Raw genomic sequence first — 22,340 nt, 5'->3', positions numbered from 1 at the left:
TTTCTAATTTTTTTCAATTACATTTTATACGTTACTCCTAATCCAGGCACAAATACACTGTTTTTGTAAGTTCCCCCAAATGGAGCAGCCTGTCCATTTTCAAAATAGTAGTCGTACGAAGCGTCTACTTCTTTGAAATGCAAGTATAGGAAAGAAGCATCTACTTCGAAATGCTCTCCAACATTCACTGTAAATCCGGCAGTATAACCATTGGAGTCGTTTCGTGGTGTTTCGGGTGCGAAGTAACCGTCTTGTACCGGGGATTCATCGAAGTAATATCCTGCTCTTAACGTGAACATTTTTGTCGCATCATATTGCAGTCCGAATCGGTAGGTTGAAGCGTTCTTATAATTTCTTGCGTTTTTTGAATCCGGAATGTTTTCATTGGCAAAATCGATATCCAACGATTCGTATACATCCCAAAAAGTACGGTTTACATCGAATGCAAACAACCACTTTTCACAGAACTGGTAAGAAAGACCTACAGTGATTTCTGCAGGTAGTGGTAATGATGCATCAAAAGTAGTATCCTCAAAAGGCGTTAACGGCGAATTTGGAATATTCTCAAAAGTAGCATCACCATCCTCCACATTCATGTCGATTTTAGAACGATAATTAGCACCTACTGTAAGCTCTTTTGTTGGCGTAAACATAGCGCCAACTGTCCAACCCCACTCGTTAATACCGGTAGCATCGATAGTCACATTGGATCTATTACCTTCTAAATCGGTTAATGTTCTGTTCAGGTTACGGTTAAAATTCACAGATCCCGTAACAAAGATAGGGCCTCCTCCAAAACTCAAATATTCTCCAATTTTAAAAGAAACTGTAGGTTGCACAAAAATAGCAGCCAATTCGATATTGTTCACCAAATGTGATCCAGCCCAGTCATCCTCATACGTTACACTACTTCCATAAGGAGTATAAACGCCAAGACCAAATGCCAACCAATCTGTAGCTTTATATGATGCATACAAATATAGAGGTGTGCTTGTAGAGTTGTCGGTTTCGGCATAAGCACCTGTGGCTTCATTTTGATATGCTACATTAGCGAATACACCACTTACACCGGCAGAGATGTTTAATTTATTTTCTAAATGAACTAACCCGGCAGGGTTAAAAAACACAAGTTCGCTACTATTGATTACAGCAACACCTGTGTGTCCCATTGCTAAGGATTTTTGCCCCTGTAAACTTACACGGTATCCTCCGGCATACATCACTGCAGTTGCTAAAGCAAAAACAGCAAGTACTAGTACTTTCTTCATAATAATTAAGTTAGATTAAATGTTTGTTTTTTGTTGTAATTTTTTCAAAATGCGTACTTAATCGCTATTATTCAATTTATTATGCATACATAATAAAATTACTTTGCAATGTTATAAAAAATCTACCACAATTCGATGAAATTCGGCAGGATTTTCGGCGTGCAACCAATGTCCGGCCTTTGAAACCGTGATAATTTTGGCAGCAGGGAAGTGTTTTTTTATTAGTATTTCATCTGTTTTTTCAATATACCCCGATTTTTCTCCTCTGAGAAACAAAGTTGCTCCGTTAAAAATCGTATTCTCAGGCAATTCTTTTCCCACTTCGTCTATAGTTTCGGAAAGAACCGGCAGGTTCATTCGCAATCCCAATTGTTCTTTATTTTTCCAGTATAAATTTTTCAGTAAAAATTGACGCGTTCCCACGTCCTTAATATATTCTGAAAGTATTGCATCTGCCTCTCCTCTACTTTTTAATACTGAAAAATCCAACATAGAAAGTGCTTTCAGGATATCTTGATGATGCTGCGGATAAGCCTTTGGAGAAATATCGGCTACTATTAATTTTGAAACTAACTTCGGATTTTCTACTGCGAAATTCATTGCGGTTTTCCCACCCATTGAATGTCCCAGCAAAATGATATCCTCCAATTGATGTTCCTTACAATAGTTTTCAATGTCCTCTACCATTAATGAATAAGAAAATGCTTCGCTGTGAAAACTACGCCCGTGATTGCGCTGATCTACCAAATGTACCTCATAACCCGATTCGGCAAATTGAGTTCCCAAGGTTTTCCAGTTATCACCCATTCCCAAAAACCCATGTAAAATCATGAATGGCTTTCCTTCTCCAATTATTTGCGAATGCAATATCATCTAGGCGAGTTTATGCAGGTACGCGTTAATTACTGTTTCCAACCCCTGGTAAATGGATTCGCAAATAAGGGCGTGGCCGATAGAAACCTCCAATAAATTTGGGATGTTGTCTTTAAAAAATTTAATATTTTCCAATGACAAATCATGTCCGGCGTTAATCCCCAATCCGATGTTATTTGCCAGCTTCGCACATTCAGTATAAGGTTGAATGGCTGCCGTATTCCCAAGACTGAATTGTTTTGCAAATTTTTCGGTATACAGTTCTATTCTGTCGGTTCCGGTTTGGGCGGCACCTTCAATCATTCGGAGATTGGGGTCTACAAAAATAGAGGTGCGTATTCCGTTACGTTTGCATTCGGAAATTATTTCAGCTAAAAAACTTTTATGTGTAAGGGTATCCCAACCTGCATTTGAAGTAATGGCATCGACCGCATCGGGGACCAAGGTTACCTGTGTGGGTTTTAAATCCAGCACCATTTTCAAAAACGAATCTACAGGATTTCCTTCAATATTATATTCGGTAACCACAACAGGCTTCAGATCGTAAGCATCTTGATATTTTATATGCCTTTCGTCCGGACGCGGGTGGATTGTTACTCCGTGAGCACCAAACTGTTGTACATCTTTGGCAACCTGTACTACATTCGGTATATTTCCTCCACGTGCATTTCGTAAGGTTGCAATTTTATTAATGTTTACACTTAATTTCGTCATGCTTTCGCTTTAAATCACAAAAATACGAAGTTGAACCGCGGTTTTGCATCTTTATTTTAAGTAATTTGCGTAAAAATTAGGAAAGTGAATACGGCGAATTATATCATAAACGACATCAGTCCCTTCGACATATCTTCACCAATAAAAGACGTGCAAACAGCTTTTAACCAACTCACCTATTCACACATTCCCATTAAAAAAGAAGGTGTTTATATTGGGTGTATTAGCGAGACCGACGCACATTGTTTTGAAAGCAATAAAACCGTTGCAGATTATCAATATGCTTTAGAGACTTTTTATGTGAGAAAATCTACCAACTGGCTCGATATACTTGAAGCCTTTGCCTTAAATAACAGTAATATTATGCCTGTGCTAGGGGCTAATAATAAGTATGTTGGATACTACGAATTGAGTGACATTATGAACTTATTCAACAATACTCCTTTTTTAAACGAATCGGGAGGCATTATTGTAGTTGAAAAGGGCATACGGGATTATTCTTTCAGTGAAATTTGTCAAATCGTGGAAACAAATGATGCCAAAATACTTGGATTATTTATTTCAAACATGGAAGATGAAACTGTTCAGGTTACTATAAAAATTGGACATACCGGAATGAATTCCATTGTACAAACTTTCAGAAGGTATGACTATAATGTTGTATCCAACCATGAAGAAGATAAATTTCTGGAGGATCTTAAAAAACGTTCCAACTATCTGGATAAATATTTAAACATATAGTTTCATGAAAATTGGTATTTACGGACAGTTTTATCATGAAAATTCTGAAACTTATATTCAGTTAATTTTAGATGCGCTTCAGCATAGAGATGTAGAAATAGTGATTGAAGAGAATTTTCTCGACATCATTAACTTACACCAGGACATTACAAAAAACTTCTCGGGGGTTAAAACCTTTTCCGAATTAGACGATTCCTACAACTTATTTTTCAGTATTGGAGGAGACGGGACCATTTTAAAGTCGGTTACTTTTGTTCGTGATTTAGGGATACCCATTGTTGGTATTAATACGGGGCGGTTAGGGTTTTTAGCCACTATTCAGAAAGAAGAAATTACCAAAAGCCTTACGCAAATTCTCAACGGTGAGTACATTCTTTCGGAGCGCAGTGTACTCACTATTGAAACCCAACCACATAATTCTGGAATCGAACCGCTAAATTTTGCATTGAATGAAGTAGCCGTTAACCGAAAGAATACTACATCCATGATTAAAGTGGAAACTTTTGTAAACGACAAATACCTAACATCTTACTGGAGTGATGGTCTTATAGTTGCCACACCAACCGGTTCAACGGGCTACTCCCTTAGTTGTGGGGGACCTGTAATAGACCCCAATACCAATAGCATTGTGATTACTCCAATTGCTCCTCACAATTTAAATGCGCGTCCTTTAATTGTACCGGACAGCAGCACTATTTCTTTAAAGGTTTCCGGAAGGGAAAAATCGTATCTGGTATCACTGGATTCTCGTATCGCCACCCTTGAAAATGAAACTGTTATCATAATTAAAAAGGCGCCTTTCACTATTAATTTGGTGCAATTAAATGATGACAGCTTTATAAAAACCCTTCGGAAAAAACTTTTGTGGGGTGAAGACAAGCGCAATTAAACAATAAAATACCTTAAAATTTGTTAATCAACAGAGACTATTAGTCTTAGAATTCGTTAGAGCGAAGTTTATTATTATATTTGCAAACTTTTAAGGTATATGAAGTATTTCACAGTCCTGATTTTTATACTTACCGCTACGTTTATAGGTCGTTCACAAACCTACGAAATTGGAGGGATGCTTGGAGGTGTCAATTACATTGGTGATGTTGGCAAAACCAGTTATATTAATCCGAATTCGGTAGCTTTTGGAGGAATTTTTAAGTGGAATCGAAGTTCGAGACACTCCTTTAGAGCCTCCGTGCTTGTTGCGAATATAAAGGGTGACGATGCAGACTCTAACGAAAGTCGCAGACAAGAACGAGGCTATTCGTTTGAAAACTCAATTCAGGAACTTTCACTGGGATTGGAATATACATTCTGGGAGTTTAATATGTACAGCGGTCAACCTGTATCGACTCCTTACTTATATACGGGACTAACCTATTTTGGATACAATGCGTTGTACAAGCGCCAAAGTGATGAGATTGTAAAATATGACAAGGCAGGAGCCATTGCGATTCCAATGGTAGTTGGATTTAAAACTACTGTCGGCACAAAAATGGTTTTGGGTTTTGAAATTGGAGCGCGATATACCTTTACCGATGATTTGGACGGAAGCAATCCCGTAAACGAATTGGCCGATGAAGAGGGGTTAAAGTTCGGGAATACAAATAGCGACGATTGGTATGTCTTTACGGGAGTAACGCTTACTTTTACCTTCGGAAGGAAACCTTGTTATTGTAATTTTTAGAACCGTCTAAAATTACCTTAGCTAAAATTACCGGTATTTACTAGGTTGCGCCATATATTTCTGAAGAAAAAAAACGAACGCACATAAATGAAATGAAACTACAAGACCAAATAGATAAAAACAAGTTACCGAAGCACCTTGCCGTGATTATGGACGGCAATGGGCGTTGGGCAAAGCAAAAAGGCTTGTTTCGAACTATGGGTCATGAAAACGGCACCAAAGCGGTTAAGGAAATCGTGGAGGCCTGTGGTGAAATTGGTATCCCTTACTTAACCTTATACGCTTTTTCTACCGAAAACTGGAACCGCCCTAAGATGGAGGTTGAATTATTAATGAAGCTATTGGTTGCTTCTTTGAAAAAGGAGATGAAATCTCTTCAGGATAATGATATAAAGTTAAACGCCATTGGTAATCTTCAAGCACTTCCTAAAAGAGCGCACAAAGAATTACTCGACGTCATAAAAAAAACAGAAAACAATAGCAAAATGACGCTTACCCTTGCCTTGAGCTATGGTTCGCGAGAAGAATTGACAAAAACTATTCAAGAGATTAGTCATAAAGTTAAAAATAACCTAATTTCGCCCGAAAATATTGACGAAACGGTAATAAATAATCATCTTTACACGCAAAATTTACCAGACGTGGATTTACTAATACGAACAAGCGGTGAGCAACGTATTAGTAATTTTTTACTTTGGCAAATAGCATACGCCGAACTGTATTTTACAGAGACGCTTTGGCCGGATTATACAAAAAACCATCTTTTTGAAGCAATATTAAATTATCAAAACCGAGAAAGAAGATTTGGAAAAACCAGTGAACAACTTGAACAATAGTCTACGATTGCATACATACAAAAAGTTTTATTGTATTTTTCTTTTTACAATACTTTCGGTTTTCAATAGTGCCGCACAGCAAAAAGAACTTGATAGCGGTAGAAAATATGCCATTAACAAAATTGAGGTTACCGGGGCGCAAAGTTTTAATGAACAGACAGTTATTGCGTTTACCGGACTTAAAATCGGGGACCGACTTTATATTCCCGGAGAAAAGTTAAGTGCCGTAACCAAAAAATTATGGGAACAAAATCTTTTCAGCGATATTGCTTTTTACGTGACAAATGTAGATGGTGATTTGGTCGATTTAGAACTCTACATTGTAGAATTGCCCAAATTGAATACGGTCAAAGTAGAAGGTCTTAGAAAGGGGAAAACAAAAGAACTTATCAAGGACAACAACCTTAATCCCGGAGTAAAGCTTACCAAAAATTTAATTACCACTACCAAAAATAACATTGCCAACAAGTACCGCAAAGACGGTTATTTTAATACGCAGGTGATTATTAACACAACTCCTCACTTAGATTCTACGGGAGTTGAGGTTTCTAAAGATATGTCTATTACTATAGACAAAGGAGAAAAGATCAAGGTGTCTTCCATTGAATTTGATGGTAACAGTGCCCTTTCCGATAAAAAATTACGAGGCGCAATGAAAAATGTAAAACGCAAAAGGTTTCTGCGTTTTTACAAGCGATCGAAGTACAGTGAAGAAGGTTTTGAAGAAGACAAAGTTTCTATTATTACAAAATACAAATCGAATGGTTATCGCGATGCACGTATTTTAAATGATACACTTATCGTTAAAAATGACAGTAGAATTGCGTTAAATCTTAAAATTGAAGAAGGGAAAAAATACTACTTCGGAGATATTCGCTTTATAGGAAACAGTGTGTATACCGAAAATGTATTACGACAGGTATTAGGTATAAAAAAAGGCGAGGTTTACAACGGTGTACTCCTCCAGGAACGCATCGAAGACAAAGGTGATCCCGAAGCAAACGACCTTACCAATCTATATCAGAACAACGGATATCTTTTCTCAAGAATTAATCCGGTTGAAGTAGCTGTACGAAACGACACCATCGATTTTGAAATTCGGATTATTGAAGGGAAAATTGCTTATTTCGACCATGTGACGGTTATTGGAAATGACAAGACAAACGATCATGTAATTTACAGAGAGTTACGAACTCGTCCCGGTCAAAAATACAGCAAGCGAAACGTAGTACGTACCATCCGTGAATTAGGACAATTGGGGTATTTTGATGCCGAACAAATTTCACCGAATTTCAAAAATGTAGATGCAAACAACGGGACCTTGGATATGGAATATTCAATCGTTGAAAAAGGTGCCAGCCAAATTGAACTACAAGGTGGTTATGGTGGTGGCGGATTTGTAGGTACACTTGGGTTGTCCTTTAACAATTTCTCTCTTCGGAATATTTTTAACGGAGAAGCATACAAGCCACTGCCTATGGGCGATGGACAAAAGCTTTCCTTACGAGCTCAGGCAAGTAGTTTTTATCAAACCTACAGTCTTTCTTTGGTTGAACCATGGCTTGGCGGGAAAAAGCCCATACAGCTAAGTACATCGTTCTCGCATACCATACAGTATTTTTATGATTATGCGGCAAGAGAAGCCGATAAGAGCCGAAGCTTCCTCATAACAGGAGGATCTGTGGGAATTGCCAAACGACTTAAATGGCCGGACGATTATTTTACCCTATCGCAGGCAGTTAGTTTTCAGCACTATAATTTACGAAATTACAATACCGGTTTGTTTACATTCGGGGATGGGTATTCTAATAACCTGGCGTATACTATTGGTATTAGCCGGAATAATACCGCGACAAACCCTATTTATCCAAAATCCGGATCGGAGTTTAGTTTAACTGCAAAACTTACACCTCCTTTTTCGGCCTTTAATGGAACCAATTACAAAGACTTGGCTGACGAAAGAGAAGTTTTGGCCAGTATCGTACAAACAGACGTGGATTATACCGACGCCAGAGAACGAATTGCCGAAATTGATCAGGAACGCTTTAAGTTCTTAGAATACTATAAAATTAAGTTTAAAGGAATTTGGTATACCAAACTTATTGATGACTTGGTGCTGCGAACCAGTACTGAGTTCGGATTTTTAGGAGCCTATAATAATAACAGAGGAGTTCCACCTTTTGAGCGTTTCTTCATTGGAGGGGATGGTCTTGGATCCTTTAGTTTGGATGGAAGAGAAGTGATACAATTACGAGGATATCCCAATCAATCCTTATCAAGTAATGACGGAAATACCATTTATAATAAATTTTCGTTAGAGTTAAGGTATCCAATTACTCTAAAACAATTGGCATCCATATATGTACTGGGATTTGCAGAAGGAGGAGGATCGTATGACGGGTTTAGAAATTACAATCCGTTCAGTATTAGTAGGTCTGCTGGCGTAGGATTACGTATATTTATGCCTGCATTTGGATTATTGGGGATAGATTTTGGATACGGATTTGATCCAATTCTAGGGGGAATCAATAAAAATGGATGGGAAACCCACTTTATTATTGGACAACAATTTTAAACTTGGCACGATATTTTCTTAAACAACAACCAACAATTATGAAAACTACAAAGTTACTTTTTATCGCACTTGTCCTTTTGTGTTTCAGCTTTTCGGTAGAGGCACAAAGAGGCGTTCGTATAGGATATATTGATATGGAATATATTCTTGAAAATGTTCCTGAATATACCGAAGCTTCCACACAACTGGAAGGTAAAGTACAAAGATGGAAACAGGATATTGACAAGAAACAAAAATCAATAGACCAGATGAAGCTTAACTTAAGTAATGAACGTGTATTACTTACCAAAGAACTCATTGAAGAACGCGAAGAAGAAATTAAAATTGAAGAAGACGAAATGTTGCAATACCAGCAGGATCGCTTTGGCCCTAATGGCGATTTAATGATTCAACGCAGACAATTAATACAGCCAATTCAGGATCAGGTGTTTAATATCGTTCAGGAAATAGCTGAAAATAAAAAATACGATTTCATCTTCGACAAATCTGCAGACATTGTAATGCTTTTTGCAGCAGAGCGAAATGATATCAGCGATCAGGTATTGCGAAGCATCAACAGAGCAGCAAAACGTGAAGAAGCTACCAATAAAAAGGAAAAGCGTGAAATCGAAACACGTGACAACCTATCTTTGGAAGAAGATACAGCCGTAACCGAACGTGAAGAAGCCATTGAAGAAAAGAAAGATGAGCGTGAAAAGGCAATGGAAGATCGTAAAAAAACGAGAGATTCCATTCGTGCCGTGAAGAAAGCCGAATTTGACGCGCGTAGACAAAAACTTTTGGATGAACGCCAACAAAGAAAAGACTCCATTTTAAATGCACGTCAGAATAACGGTAGCAACCCTCCTCCCGGTGACGGTGGTGAAGATGGTGACGGCGGCGGAAATTAACATATAATCTAGTTTAACATTTAATAATTATAACACTTAATTTAATACAATTACAATGAAAAAATTCAAATTATTTGCAGTAGCAGTGTTGCTTTTTGTTGGAGCTACAAGTTTTGTAAATGCACAATCTAAGATTGCACATATAGACACTCAAGCTCTGGTAGAGGCAATGCCCGAAATGAAAGCTGCTCAGAGTCAGTTGGACAAACTGAAAACAACTTACGACACCGAAATTAAAGCAATGGCAAAAGAGCTTGATACCAAGATTAAGCAATATGAAGGTGAAGCCGAGTCTAAAACTGATGAAGAAAATGCAAAACGTGTACAAGAAGTACAGGGAATGCAAAACAACATTGGTGCTTACAGAAATCAGGCATTACAGGATCTTGACAAAAAACAGGTTGACATCTTTAAGCCGATTTTAGAAAAAGCCCGTACAGCTATTCAAAAAGTGGCAAGAGCACAAGGTTTCCAATATGTATTGGATTCTACTACAGGAGCCGGCTTACTATTGGCAGAAGGAACGGATTTATTACCCGCCGTTAAAAAGGAATTGGGACTTTAATCACTTTCCCCAAAAAGTTACGTTAAAACTGCTCCCATTTGGTGAGCAGTTTTTTATTTTTATACTATGAACAAAAGCAGTCCTATTGGTATTTTCGACTCCGGAGTAGGAGGCACTTCCATTTGGAAGGAAATCCATCAGTTACTGCCTTTTGAAAATACAATCTATCTGGCAGATAGTAAGAATGCGCCCTACGGATATAAAACTCCCGAAGAAATAACCTCTTTAAGCATTAAAAACACCGAAGCTTTGATTAATGCCGGATCTAAAATTATCGTAGTGGCTTGTAATACAGCAACTACCAATGCTATAGATACTTTACGATCCCGTTTTTCAATTCCGATAATAGGAATTGAGCCTGCTATCAAGCCCGCGGCTCTTAAAACCCATTCAAAAAGCATAGGAATTTTAGCCACCAAGGGTACATTGAGCAGTACTCTGTTCCATAAAACTTCAATGGAGTTTGCTAATGATATTTCAGTAATTGAAATTGTAGGTGAAGGTTTGGTTCCTCTTATTGAAGCCGGTAAACTTCATAGTCTCGAAATGATTGCGCTTTTAAAAAAATATACCCGGCAACTTATAGATGCCAATGTAGACTATCTGGTTTTGGGATGTAGCCATTTCCCGTATATTATTCCGGAACTGAAGAAATTACTTCCGTCACACGTAAAAATTATCGATTCGGGAGAAGCAGTGGCGCGACAGACCAAAAATTTGCTGGAGCAAATGGAAATGATAAATGATACGAACGTGATTCCTTCGCTTCAGTTTTATACCAATGCCAATACCGCTACGCTTCAATTTCTGTTGCAAAGCTATTCTGAAAAAATTTCAGTAGCGAAAAAAGATTTCTAAAGGCTATTCTTTAAACCAACTCGAATATTTCACGTAGTTGTTGGCAATTCTGTCAATTTCTCCTTCTATCAATTCGGCACTTATATCTTTCACTTTTTTGGCGGGAATTCCCGCATAAATACTGCCTGATGCTACCCGTGTATTTTTTGTCACAACTGCTCCTGCAGCAATAATACTATTGCTTTCCACCACACAATCGTCCATAATTATACTTCCCATTCCAATTAATACATTGTCGTGCACAGTACACCCGTGAACGATGGCGTTATGACCAATAGATACATTATTTCCAATCGTGGTAGGAGAAGTAAGATAGGTAGCGTGAATCACTGCTCCGTCCTGTACATTCACCTTATTCCCCATCTTTATAAAATGCACATCTCCTCTAATTACGGCATTAAACCAGACACTGCATTGGTTTCCCATGACCACAGCACCTACAATAGTAGCGTTCTCTGCGATGTAACAATCCTCCGGAATCTGCGGTGCTTTACCATTTACAGCTTTAATTATCATAGGTTTCTTTTGTAGTTTAACTGAAAAATGCCAATAATTCTTTCTTTCGGGAAGGACTCACCATGATTTGTTTCCCATTGCTCAAAACTACGCTTCCGCCCTTTCCCTTCTTGTATTCGGTAATGGCATTTACATTTACCAAATACGATTTGTGCACGCGGGCAAAACCGTTTCCGTTCAAGGTATCTTCAAAATATTTTAATGTTTTACTCACCAGTTTTTTCTTATCCTTCAGAAAAATATTGGTGTAATTATCATCGGCCTGACAATACAAAATATCTTCTATCTGAAGCACTTCAAAACCATTTTGCAACGGAATGGTAATCTTACCCGTTACTTGTGAATTCACAGGGCGCAGAATGGTATTTTGCAGGCTGTTTTCCTTTTGTTTTATTTCCGAAACATAGTCGACAGCCTCTATTAGTTTGTCGATGGAAATTGGCTTCAATAAGTAATACGAAGCATGAGCGTTTAAGGCATCAATGGCGTAATGATTATAGGCTGTGACAAAAACGGTTTCAAATTGTCTATCTCCCACCTTGTCTAAAAGATCGAAGGCGTTTCCGTAAGGCATTTCCACGTCAAGAAAAACGATGTCCAGTTCGTTATTTCTAATTAAAACCAGCGCTTCTTCCACGTTGGAAGCTTCCCCTTCTACCTGAACATTCGGACAGTATTTGGAAAGGTAATTTCGTAAAATTTCTCTGCTTTTTTCTTCGTCTTCAACAATAATAGCGCGTAAATTCATCTAGTCTTTCTTTAAAATAAGTATTACCCGGGTACCTTCTTCATTTTCAAAAATATTGGCGACCGTTACATCTACCTTGTCTTTGTACATTTTGTTTAAAATAGAGATTCGCTTTTGTATGTTGCCCATCCCTTTGGACTTTTGATTTTTCTGATGATCTGTCTTTAATTCCTTCGACTTTTTACGTCCAATACCATTATCTGATATTGTAATTTGCACCGTTTCCGAATCTGTTTGCTGAAAATGAATTTCTAACAATCCTTTTTCCTCTTTGTATCGAAGTCCGTGCCAGACTGCATTTTCAACATACGGCTGAAGCAACATTGGCGGAATTACAAATTCTGATACTTTCAGGTATTCGTCTACGGTAATAGTATAATCAAATTTGTTTTCGAAACGCGAATGTTCCAAACCTACATACAACTCCAATAATTCAATCTCTTTTGCCAACGGAATAAAATCTTCGTCACTATTTTCAAGTACCGAACGCATCAGTTGCGAAAAATCTGTCAAATACTTATTCGCGGCACGTTCGTCATGACTTGATATAAAGCTATTAACCGAATTTAAAGCATTAAAAATAAAATGAGGATTCATTTGAGTACGCAAGGTTTTTAATGCCAGTAAATTGTTGGCAAATTTCTGTTGTTTCACACTTTTGTACTGGGTGTAGGCAATGAGTAATAATAGCAAGGCTATTAGTATCAGCGAGCCGATAATCCATTTTTGAACCCGGTTGTTTTTTTCAATCAATTCCTGGTTTTCGAAGGCCAGTTGATACCTGCTCTCATTGAGTTCTCTTTCACTTTCCAGACTTATAATTCGATTTTGCTTTAATGCAATTTCTCTGCTAAAACGTGAGGCCTGTGAAATTTCCTGTTCCTTTTTTATATACAATTCATCAACCACTTCCACATAACGCTCATAGCTTTCGGCGGCCTTGCCAAATTCACCTATGTCGCGATAAATCTCAGAGAGTTTTCTGGTGGCATCCTTTTGTACGACTAAATCTTCCTTTTTATCGGCTTCACGAATACTCTTTTCCAGGTATGGAATCGCTTCTTTATATTTTTCCTGCCCCACATAGGCATTGGCAATCTTATAATTTTGTCTTTGTGCCGTTAGGGGGCTGTTTATATCTTCTTCTTGTTCGGCATCATCTAACGATTTAATTTCGTCCAAGGCTTCTTCCCTCAATTGAATTTCCTTTTCAAAATCTCTATTCTGATTGTAAAAATCGGCTACCGTGTTCTTTTCAGCTACAGCTCGTTTTTTATTCTCCTTTTTAGCCAGATTCAAGGAATTATCGAAATACTCAGCCGCTTCCTGTTTTGCTCCACTTTGAGCATACACGCCTCCTATAAATGAATTCAAATCGGTTATCTTCGGAATAATCTTGTGCTCATTGGCAATATCCAGGGCCTTCTGATAATTAAAGACACTTTTTACCAAATCATTAATAGCCTTATAGGTATTCCCTAACCCCTCATAGACCTCTATTCGTTGATAGTTGGTAAGCCTCTCTTTTAGCAAGGATTGGTATTCTGAAATACTCTCCTGATAATTCTTGTTAGTTGTAAAAGCCGTAGCCAGCTTTATGCGCGTATTTATTTTGGCACTTGAAACAATACTTCGCTTGTAATTATCGACCGCAAGGTCACTTTGTCCCCAAAATAAATTGATATCTCCCAGAGCTTCAAAAGCAATTGCATTTTGATCGCTGCTTGCATTTTTACGCACCGATTCCAGCGCCTTTGTAACATACTCGATACTTTTTTGAGCATCTTTTTTTAGAAAATACCCTGAGGAATCGATATAGGTTTTAAATAAATCCCGCGATTCGGTTTTGGTCTGTGCTTTAACAGGTGCTGCTGCTACTTCAGCTTTTTGCACTTCCACAGTAATCGACTGTCTGTCTTTTATGGTGTAATAAACAGTTTTAAAATCGTCACTCCTTATGGTAATTTCATCACCAATTTTTGCCGAAATGGCAAACTCGCCTGCATTGTTGGTGGTGGTATAACTTCCACCCAGAATTTCAATATTTACACGTGAAATAGGCGCATAGGTTTCGGCCTCTACCACCTTCCCTTTCAGCGTAAAGGGGGCCTTGGATACTCGGTCGGTCTGCGAAAATAAAGAGCCGGCAACCAATACCATAAAAGAAAAAAGAAGAAACGAAATGCTTTTCATCACAATTTATAAAGTGTAAACATACGCACTTTACAGCACTTAGTAAAATGGCCATTCAGCAAAAAAAGAGGTTTTTAAATACCAAAAGACAGCTTATCTAAATGTAACATCATTTTCCCTAATCAAAAAGCCCCGTTGCCTCATTCTTGCTTTTATAAAAGATAAGTTGCTCCTAGTTTTACAGGGTATAATTCAAAAAAATCTATACTATGAAAATGCTGACACTTTTTACATTATTTGCGACTATGACTACTGTACTTTCTTGCCGGGCCGATGTGTCTAAGCAACTTGCTGAAAATGCCATTGCTGCCGAAAATAATACACCAATTGTAAAGGAACACTTTATAAAGGTTGCCTTGTTGCTAGATACCAGCAACAGTATGGACGGACTTATAGATCAGGCAAAAGCACAACTTTGGGAAATTGTAAATGAATTGTCTTATGCGAAATGCAGAAATGAACGTCCTAATCTTCAAATTGCACTTTACGAATACGGAAATGACAATTTGAAGAACCGCGATGGCTTTATTCGAAAAATTCTCGGTTTTACCGAAGATCTTGACGATGTATCGAAAGAATTGTTCTCACTCACTACCAATGGCGGAAGTGAATATTGCGGAATGGTAATTCAGTCTTCTTTAAATGAATTGGATTGGGGAAATGACGCCGATGATTTAAAAATGATTTTCATTGCCGGCAACGAACCATTTACCCAAGGAACTGTAAACTATAAGGACGCAGCATTACAAGCCAAAGAAAAAGGTGTAGTTGTAAACACCATATTCTGTGGTGACTATAAACATGGTATTTCTTCTTATTGGAAGGATGGAGCACAATTGGCCTATGGCGACTACATGGCTATAAATCATAATGTTGAAACCGTACATATAGCTTCACCTTACGATGATATGATACTTCAACTTAACATACAATTAAATGGCACCTATGTTCCTTATGGAAGTTTAGGACACAAAAAAGTGACCACACAGTACGAGCAAGATTCGAACGCCGCAGAATACAGTAAAGCAAACGCAGTGAGCAGAACAGTTACCAAAGGATCGCATTTGTATAAAAACAGCACCTGGGATTTGGTCGATGCTGAAGAAGAGAAAGATTTCAGCTATGATAACTTAAAAAAGGAAGACCTTCCCGAAAATTTAAAAGGTAAGTCTAAGGCTGAAATTAAGGCGTATGTTTCGGCGAAACGCAAGGAAAGAGAACGCATTCAACAGGAAATTGCAAAATTGAATGAACAACGCCGAAAATATATTTCAGAAAACACAAAGGAAAATAGCAACGGACTTGAAAGTGCAATGATTAAGGCGCTTAAAAAACAAGCGTTGTCCAAGAATTATACCTGGAATTAAATAGTCTATCCATTAAAAAAGCCCTTTGAAAGGGCTTTTTTTGGTTTAATTAATCGCGGGACAATTACAATCGTAAGGTTCGGGTCTTCCTCCTAGGAAGTCGTAACCCAATGTAATTTGATGATATCCTCCGGTGAATCTTACACTTCCTGTTTGATGAGAATAGGTATAGGCAAACAAGAAGTTTTTATAATTTGCCCCAACAACAGGGGTGATATATTGTAATTTCTGGTTTGCAATTTCAGTTCCGTCTAAGAATTCGGCACCGTCGAAGCTTCTTCTATAAGACAATCCTCCCCACAGTTTGCCAAAATCCATTTCGCGATAGGCTTTAAAGTTTATATCTATGGCCTGTTCTCCGGTACGCTCCTGCCATTGAAACAAAAAGGAAGGTTCATAGGTCCAGGTCGATCCGTACTTCCCTATAGCATAGGCCGCTGATATTAGGTATTTTCGCTGATTATTGGGTTCAAATTTTTCAGAATAAATGCTTCTATTCTGAAAAATGATATTCTTGGCCGTAAAATGACCCGAGAAATTCAGAAAGTTATATGAAAGACCGGCATCTACATTAAAATAGGAACTACTTTGAATAATTCCTGCTATAATAGGATCAAAATCGTTCGGATCAAACTGAGTTTCATCCAATTTTGACTGAATCAATCCTGCACTTAATCCGAAGGACAACTGATTTAAATCTGCTTCACTTCGAGAAAACATGAGGTGATGCGCATACGTTAAATACCCTCCTGTTTGTGAATGGTATCCGTTTTGATCGTTAAAAAATATCGCTCCTACACCAGATTTATCTCCTATTCTCGCGTTGAAACTTATAGTTTGAAGATTTGGCGCTTCGTTTTGGTCGAACCATTGCTGGCGTGCCGTTAATCGAAGCTGGTTGTGCGTTGCGGCCCCTGCCATAGACGGATGAAGCAAATAATAGTTATCTGCAAAATAATCGGAATAAATTGGGATACCGTCCTGTGAGTACACAAATGGAGCTGCCAGTAATAGGAGCATCAAGTAGGTTTTTTTTATCTTCATAGTAATAATCTATCTTTTTAACGTAAAGTGTCCTTTAAATTCTTTTTGGATGTCGTCCTCGGTGTATTCTACTCTAAACCAGTAGTCACTCGAGGGTAACGGGTTCCCATTGTAGGTTCCATCCCATCCCGGACCAAGGGGACTGAGTTGTTTGAGTAACTTTCCAAACCTGTCAAATATATAAATTTTTGCCGTAGGGTCACCATTGCCAATACCAATGATATTCCACGTGTCGTGATACCCATCAAAATTAGGAGTGATAAGACGCGGGTAATCGATAATACTCACCTCTACAATCACACTACCACAACCATTTACATCCTTGATCGTTACCGTATGTACTCCGGCCGTAACGCCCGTGAATATCGGATCGTCCTGGAAAGGACCATCGTCCAACTGGAACACATAGGTGCCTAGTCCCTCGGCCATCGCCTCAATGACATGACTCGAAGCAAAAGCGCCACTTATCACCTCGGCGCCATAGACCAGCGGGGGAGAAGACTCTATCACCGTAGTGCTAAACTCCTGACTACATCCATTGGCATTCTCCGTGATGGTAACCGTATAGCCGCCACTCTGCAAGGCTACAAGCGATGGACCTACCTCTCCCAACAACACCGAACCGTTAAGAGTCCAGGCAAAGGTATATAAGGTAGGATCCAGACCCGTATCGATGGTAGGAGGTGAAGCAGAACCCTCTTCCTCCGCAATTGGATTGCCATCTGCGTCCAAACACAAACGATACGTCTCATCCAGAACAACAGTAGGCAACTGCTCTACCTTCAAGATGGCAGAGACCGTAGCATAACACTGGGTATCTGCATTGGTAACACGTGCGTAGATAATCTGTGGATTTACAATGTTGGTATACAAAGTTGGTAGCGCCGTAGCTACATCTCCCGCCTCGGCCAATTCCATAGTCTCATAAAAAGTAACATCATAGGGTTGACCTGCTAATATCTCTAAGGCCAGAACACTCAAATCAAACTCGGTAAAGCCATCATTGGGAGCCACCTCGTCACAAAGTACATAAGGACCTGCAGGAGGGAACGCCTCTGCCCCCTCCAACACCTGAAGGTGGAAGGTCAAACTGTACTCCCCACTGCCCACAGGGTCTTCCCCACTTGCAATATAACAGCCCGTTTGAGTATTTAAAATCCCTACATAGATCTCTTGCCCCGGAGGACTCACACTACCGTCACTCTCATAACTGGTGGTGGCTCCAATGGGATTAAGCCCCGCCGTAGCATCACCCGGTGTCTCATAGAAACTAACCTGATGGATCAGCGGATCCTGACCATTTAATATCTCATCTATCTTCTGGGTTAAATCAAAAATAGCAATCCCATCACTGTTAATCTCACACACGATCATGTCTTCAATACTCGCACTGATGTCTGCAAAACCATTGACAATTAACTCCAACTCCACAATCTCAAAACACTCATAGACCGTAGCCAGGTTTGTAACCCGTACATAGATAATCTGTGGATTGCTCGTATTGGGATACGCACCCACATGAATAGGGTCCGATATATCTTCAGAAATCGCATTGACATTGTCAAAGGCATCCTGATAATTCTCAAAATAGGTAATGTCTAAGGCAGGGTTTCCCGTTATCTGTCCCTCTCTCTGGGTTAAATCGAACACCTCTATCTCATCGCCCGGATTATTGTCATCACACAACTCTATAGGATCGGGGGTGTTGACAACAGGATTGTTCAACACGCGAAGCTCAAAGTTGATACTCGTGTTAACACACTGGCTGTTGGTATCAAATACTCTGGCGAAAATCGTCTGTGGATTGCTGATATTGGTATAACTGCTCGAGGGGATAATCCGGTTCTCATCGGCATCGGCGTCGGCCTGACTCACGTAATAGTACACCTCTACTCCTAACACTATACCGATGATCTCCTCATCTTTGAGCGTAAGGTCAAATTCCGTAAAACCATCGTTGGGAAGACCCACATCATCACATACGGTAAAATCTTCAGCCTGGCTAACCAGTGGACCGGCCACTACCTGCAGCTCAAACTCCCTGACCGTATAACAGCCCGTAGCCGTATCGAATACTCGTATAAAAATACTCTGTGGATTACTCACATTGGTATACATCTGGGGAGAACCAATGGCATTGGTGCCCGTATCGGCATCTCCTTGACTCAGATGATAGGTCAATACATAATTTGCAGGAGGTGGAAAGCCTCCAAAGATAACTGTCTCCTGAAGGGTTAAATCAAACTCTCCCACACCATCCCCATCGTCATCACATACCACCAAAGGCGGTAGGGTAACAGGTACCACAGGGGAAGACAACACAATCAAATCCAACTCCACAACACGGAAACAACCCGTATTGCTCGGTGGGGGATTCGATGGACTGTATTCTGCACGTGCGTAAATGGTCTGCTGATTAGCAACTATATTAAAATAAGGACTTATAAGTGCAGAAGCACCCGTCTGAGCATCCGTCGGGTTTTCATGGTAGGTAACACTCACAAAAGGTTCGCCACCGATAATCTCCGCTGTCTTTAGGGTTAAATCAAACGAGGAAAAACCATCGTTGTCATCGTCACAAACCTCCAAAGGAGTAGGACTCACAGGAGAGGGTACCGGGTTCACTACCAAATCCAGCGTATACCCCTGACTCACAATACAGCCCGTATTGCCATCGCGTACACGGATGTACACCGTCTGTGGCTGAGGCACCGTATTGACATAAGGACTCACCAAAGCATTATCCCCCGTATCGGCGTCTGCCTGAGTGGCATGGAAGGTAACTACCAAAGTGCTATTGCCTGCTGTGATCTCTCCTATCTTACTGTTTAAATTAAAGGCCTCCATCTCATCGCCCGGATTGTTCACATCACAAAGCTCCAAAGGAGTGGGAGATACAACCGCAGGAGGTAGACTCACAATAAGTTCTACCGTGGTCTGACTCTGACAGCCATTGACAATATCTTCCACAACAATATAAATGGTCTGGGGATTGGTCACATTGGGATAGACCGTGGGGTTAGCAATGGCAACAGCCAATCCCGGATCATCGTAATAGGTCGTGGTGTAATCTGAAGGATCCAAGCCGGCATAAAGCTCAGGCTCTACCAAGGTCAAATTAAAAATAGCCAAACCATCCCCATTGGTATCACAAATAACCAAAGGCGAAGGATCACTTATCTGAGGACTCTCCTCTACAATTAATTCCAAAGTCGTTAGATTGTAACAACCCGTAGCCAAATCAACCAAACGAACATATACAATCTGATTGAAAGGATCCACATTATTATAAGGACTCAACAAGGCATTCACTCCATTTTGTGAGTCGGCAAAGGTGCGGTGGTAACTCACCACCAAACTCCCCGAAGGGTTCCCTCCTACTACATCCTCATCGGCATCACTTAGGGTGAACACACCAAAACCATCATTGTCTACATCGCAGTACACCAAAGGATCGGGCATAAAGATCTCGGGAGCCTCCACAACAATTAAATCCATGGCAAAGGTGCCATAACAGCCCGTATTATTATCCTCAACGCGTACATAAATCGTCTCGGGATTGGTCACATTCGTATAGGGAATAGCCAATGGCATACTCGCCGTATCGGCGTCTCCTTGCGTGGCATAATAACTTACACTCAAATTAAAATTACCACCCGTGATCACATCGTTTTGTGAATTCAAATCAAACTGGGTTATTCCATCGGCTACCGAATCATCACACTGGAAAAACTCAGGAACCTCCGTATAGGAAGGAACCATACCCAATACCAAATTAAAACTGCCCACAGTAAAACACGCCGCACTATTCTCGGCCCGTACCCAGATCACAGCATTGCCGCTGGGATACACATCAGGGGTGCCAATAGGTGCATTGCCCGCAGTAGCATCCGCCTGAGAAATATGATAGGTCAATGTAACATTGACCAAAATATTCAAGATCTCATCCTCCTTCGAAGTTAAATCGAAAACCTCAATCCCATCCCCATCATTGTCGCAAATAAAATAATCGGTAATAGGTGCAGTAATGGCAGGAGAATCGTTCACATATAAATCTAAGGGAACAATATCGAAACATCCAAAATTAGACTCCTCCAAACGTGCAAATACTCTTTGGAAACCCTGTAAGGTATTGGTAAAGGCAGTAGGAGTGGCAATAGGGAAAATATTAGCCTGAGCCGCCGATAAACTTAAAAAGTAGGTCACAAAAGTATCGGGCTGACCATCCTGTATCTGAGCGTCGCGAAGGGTTAGATCAAACTCCCCGAAACCGTCGTTGGGTAATTCGTCGCAAATCAATAAATCATCGGGAACAACGGCGACAGGTTGTGGTGCAAATTCAATTACAATTTCGTCTATAGATGAGCAATTGCCGTTTTCGGTTACTTCAATTTGATAGGTGCCGGACTGGGTAATCATGATGGAATTCCCGGTTTCACCAGGTAACAGAATATAAGTCATTGTTACCGGATCATACTTATACCATTGATACGTAGTCTGTCCGGTAGGATCGGGATCTACCGCAATCTCTAAAGGTTGTCCTTCGCAAGGCGCATTTCCCCCGGCGATGGTCATATCGGGAGGTAAACTTACGCCTGTGTTAAATGAACCGGCTTCTAAAAATACCGCAATATCGTACAGAGAATCACCTTGATCTGCTACTACCAGCTTAATTGTGTAGGGATTCCCGGAGATTACGGTTCCCGTAGCAGTTAATTGAGCGGTTTGTCCATTAAAATAAATTGGAGAAGTAGCGGCGGGTATGGATGGCACATCCGGGTTTACCGTGGTAAAGTTGTATTGCCCAAAATACTCTTCATTTATGGCAGGACAAGTACCTAATACTTCAGGATGGATATTTGTCACTTCAATAGGTATTGACGTACCGGGTAATACTGCAAGATTTTGCACGGTGCCCGTCACCTGATCAGTGAGTATAAATGCAAAGGCATCGGAAAAGCTACATTCAAAGAATTCGTTATATTCTTCCGAAGCCATAATAAAATTAAAACTAATCTCGGTGGTAAAAGGAACAAAGTCAAACTGAATAAATGAGGCATTTTCGGTGCCTGTAGCGGTGGTATTTGCTTCAAGGTCTGCATCTCCAAGCCACATGCTCGTTCCGTCACTATTAATAACCGCAGGATTATTGGGTCCAGGCGCATTTACAACAAACCCGGAACTCAAAATTATTCCAGCCGAAAAAGGAAAAGCAGATCCATTTGCATCGAAGGCGCCTATACCATTGCCTTGTCCGTAGTCGGTTCCAGTGCTTAGGATAAAATTAGAAACTTGCGCACAGGTACTGTTAACAAGTATATCTTCAATTAATTCTTGTGTAGTGTAAGTTTCATCAATAGTAATTTGGGAAAATCCACATACCGAAAATAACAACATTAGGGGGAGTAGAATTTTCGTCATAAAGTAGGTGTTAAAGGGTCAAATATATTGAATACATTGATTTTCTTTTG

General features: G+C 39.7%; 17 protein-coding genes. 9 read left to right on the top strand and 8 right to left on the bottom strand.

Annotated features, from left to right (window positions below; genetic code table 11):
- Window positions 1-17 precede the first annotated feature (17 nt).
- The 3 genes from ATE92_RS07135 to ATE92_RS07125 all read right to left on the bottom strand — a co-directional run bounded on the left by ATE92_RS07135 (window position 18) and on the right by ATE92_RS07125 (window position 2,855).
- A complete protein-coding gene (locus ATE92_RS07135; RefSeq protein ID WP_100803045.1) occupies window positions 18-1,268 on the bottom strand; it encodes an OmpP1/FadL family transporter in 1,251 nt (416 codons plus the stop codon).
- A gap of 111 nt (window positions 1,269-1,379) precedes the next feature.
- Window positions 1,380-2,141, bottom strand: a complete 762-nt coding sequence (locus ATE92_RS07130) for an alpha/beta fold hydrolase (protein ID WP_198515602.1) — start codon at window positions 2,139-2,141, stop codon at window positions 1,380-1,382.
- Window positions 2,142-2,855, bottom strand: coding sequence for a pyridoxine 5'-phosphate synthase (locus tag ATE92_RS07125; protein WP_100803044.1), 714 nt, complete (start codon window positions 2,853-2,855; stop codon window positions 2,142-2,144). It abuts the gene before it with no gap.
- Window positions 2,856-2,939: 84 nt separating this feature from the next.
- Between ATE92_RS07125 and ATE92_RS07120 the strand changes: the two genes are divergently transcribed.
- The 8 genes from ATE92_RS07120 (at window position 2,940) to murI (ending at window position 11,001) form a co-directional block, all read left to right on the top strand.
- Entirely contained in the window at window positions 2,940-3,596 is a 657-nt protein-coding gene (locus ATE92_RS07120) for a CBS domain-containing protein (protein ID WP_100803043.1), read from the top strand.
- Between the two features lie 4 nt (window positions 3,597-3,600).
- Window positions 3,601-4,485, top strand: a complete 885-nt coding sequence (locus ATE92_RS07115) for an NAD kinase (protein ID WP_100803042.1) — start codon at window positions 3,601-3,603, stop codon at window positions 4,483-4,485.
- 99 nt (window positions 4,486-4,584) lie between these two features.
- On the top strand, window positions 4,585-5,277 hold the full coding sequence (locus tag ATE92_RS07110) for a DUF6089 family protein (protein WP_100803041.1): 693 nt from the start codon (window positions 4,585-4,587) through the stop codon (window positions 5,275-5,277).
- Window positions 5,278-5,369: 92 nt separating this feature from the next.
- A complete protein-coding gene (locus tag ATE92_RS07105; RefSeq protein ID WP_100803040.1) occupies window positions 5,370-6,113 on the top strand; it encodes an isoprenyl transferase in 744 nt (247 codons plus the stop codon).
- Window positions 6,114-6,120: 7 nt separating this feature from the next.
- Window positions 6,121-8,688 (top strand): outer membrane protein assembly factor BamA, encoded by a 2,568-nt coding sequence (bamA, locus tag ATE92_RS07100; RefSeq protein ID WP_232729130.1) that lies wholly within the window; start codon window positions 6,121-6,123, stop codon window positions 8,686-8,688.
- A 38-nt stretch (window positions 8,689-8,726) separates the two neighbouring features.
- Window positions 8,727-9,578 (top strand): OmpH family outer membrane protein, encoded by an 852-nt coding sequence (locus ATE92_RS07095; protein ID WP_100804385.1) that lies wholly within the window; start codon window positions 8,727-8,729, stop codon window positions 9,576-9,578.
- Between the two features lie 55 nt (window positions 9,579-9,633).
- Complete coding sequence (locus tag ATE92_RS07090) at window positions 9,634-10,143, top strand: OmpH family outer membrane protein (RefSeq protein WP_100803038.1); 510 nt, start codon at window positions 9,634-9,636, stop codon at window positions 10,141-10,143.
- Window positions 10,144-10,209: 66 nt separating this feature from the next.
- Entirely contained in the window at window positions 10,210-11,001 is a 792-nt protein-coding gene (gene murI / locus ATE92_RS07085) for a glutamate racemase (protein ID WP_100803037.1), read from the top strand.
- A 3-nt stretch (window positions 11,002-11,004) separates the two neighbouring features.
- Here murI and ATE92_RS07080 read toward each other — a convergent pair whose 3' ends face one another.
- From ATE92_RS07080 to ATE92_RS07070, 3 genes are read right to left on the bottom strand one after another with little or no spacing between them, the layout of a single operon-like run.
- Entirely contained in the window at window positions 11,005-11,517 is a 513-nt protein-coding gene (locus ATE92_RS07080; protein WP_100803036.1) for a gamma carbonic anhydrase family protein, read from the bottom strand.
- 16 nt (window positions 11,518-11,533) lie between these two features.
- Window positions 11,534-12,265 (bottom strand): LytTR family DNA-binding domain-containing protein, encoded by a 732-nt coding sequence (locus ATE92_RS07075; RefSeq protein ID WP_100803035.1) that lies wholly within the window; start codon window positions 12,263-12,265, stop codon window positions 11,534-11,536.
- A complete protein-coding gene (locus ATE92_RS07070; RefSeq protein WP_100803034.1) occupies window positions 12,266-14,458 on the bottom strand; it encodes a histidine kinase in 2,193 nt (730 codons plus the stop codon). It lies immediately after the preceding gene.
- A gap of 209 nt (window positions 14,459-14,667) precedes the next feature.
- Between ATE92_RS07070 and ATE92_RS07065 the strand changes: the two genes are divergently transcribed.
- Window positions 14,668-15,825: a VWA domain-containing protein gene (locus ATE92_RS07065; RefSeq protein ID WP_232729129.1), complete on the top strand. Its 1,158-nt coding sequence runs from the start codon at window positions 14,668-14,670 to the stop codon at window positions 15,823-15,825.
- A gap of 45 nt (window positions 15,826-15,870) precedes the next feature.
- Here ATE92_RS07065 and ATE92_RS07060 read toward each other — a convergent pair whose 3' ends face one another.
- Both ATE92_RS07060 and ATE92_RS07055 read right to left on the bottom strand, forming a co-directional pair.
- Entirely contained in the window at window positions 15,871-16,869 is a 999-nt protein-coding gene (locus tag ATE92_RS07060) for a type IX secretion system membrane protein PorP/SprF (RefSeq protein WP_100803033.1), read from the bottom strand.
- Between the two features lie 9 nt (window positions 16,870-16,878).
- Window positions 16,879-22,290: a T9SS type B sorting domain-containing protein gene (locus tag ATE92_RS07055; protein ID WP_100803032.1), complete on the bottom strand. Its 5,412-nt coding sequence runs from the start codon at window positions 22,288-22,290 to the stop codon at window positions 16,879-16,881.
- Window positions 22,291-22,340 lie beyond the last annotated feature (50 nt).

The organism is Ulvibacter sp. MAR_2010_11 (assembly GCF_002813135.1).
Classification (GTDB): domain Bacteria; phylum Bacteroidota; class Bacteroidia; order Flavobacteriales; family Flavobacteriaceae; genus Altibacter.
This window is presented reverse-complemented; position numbering and strand designations above follow the sequence as displayed.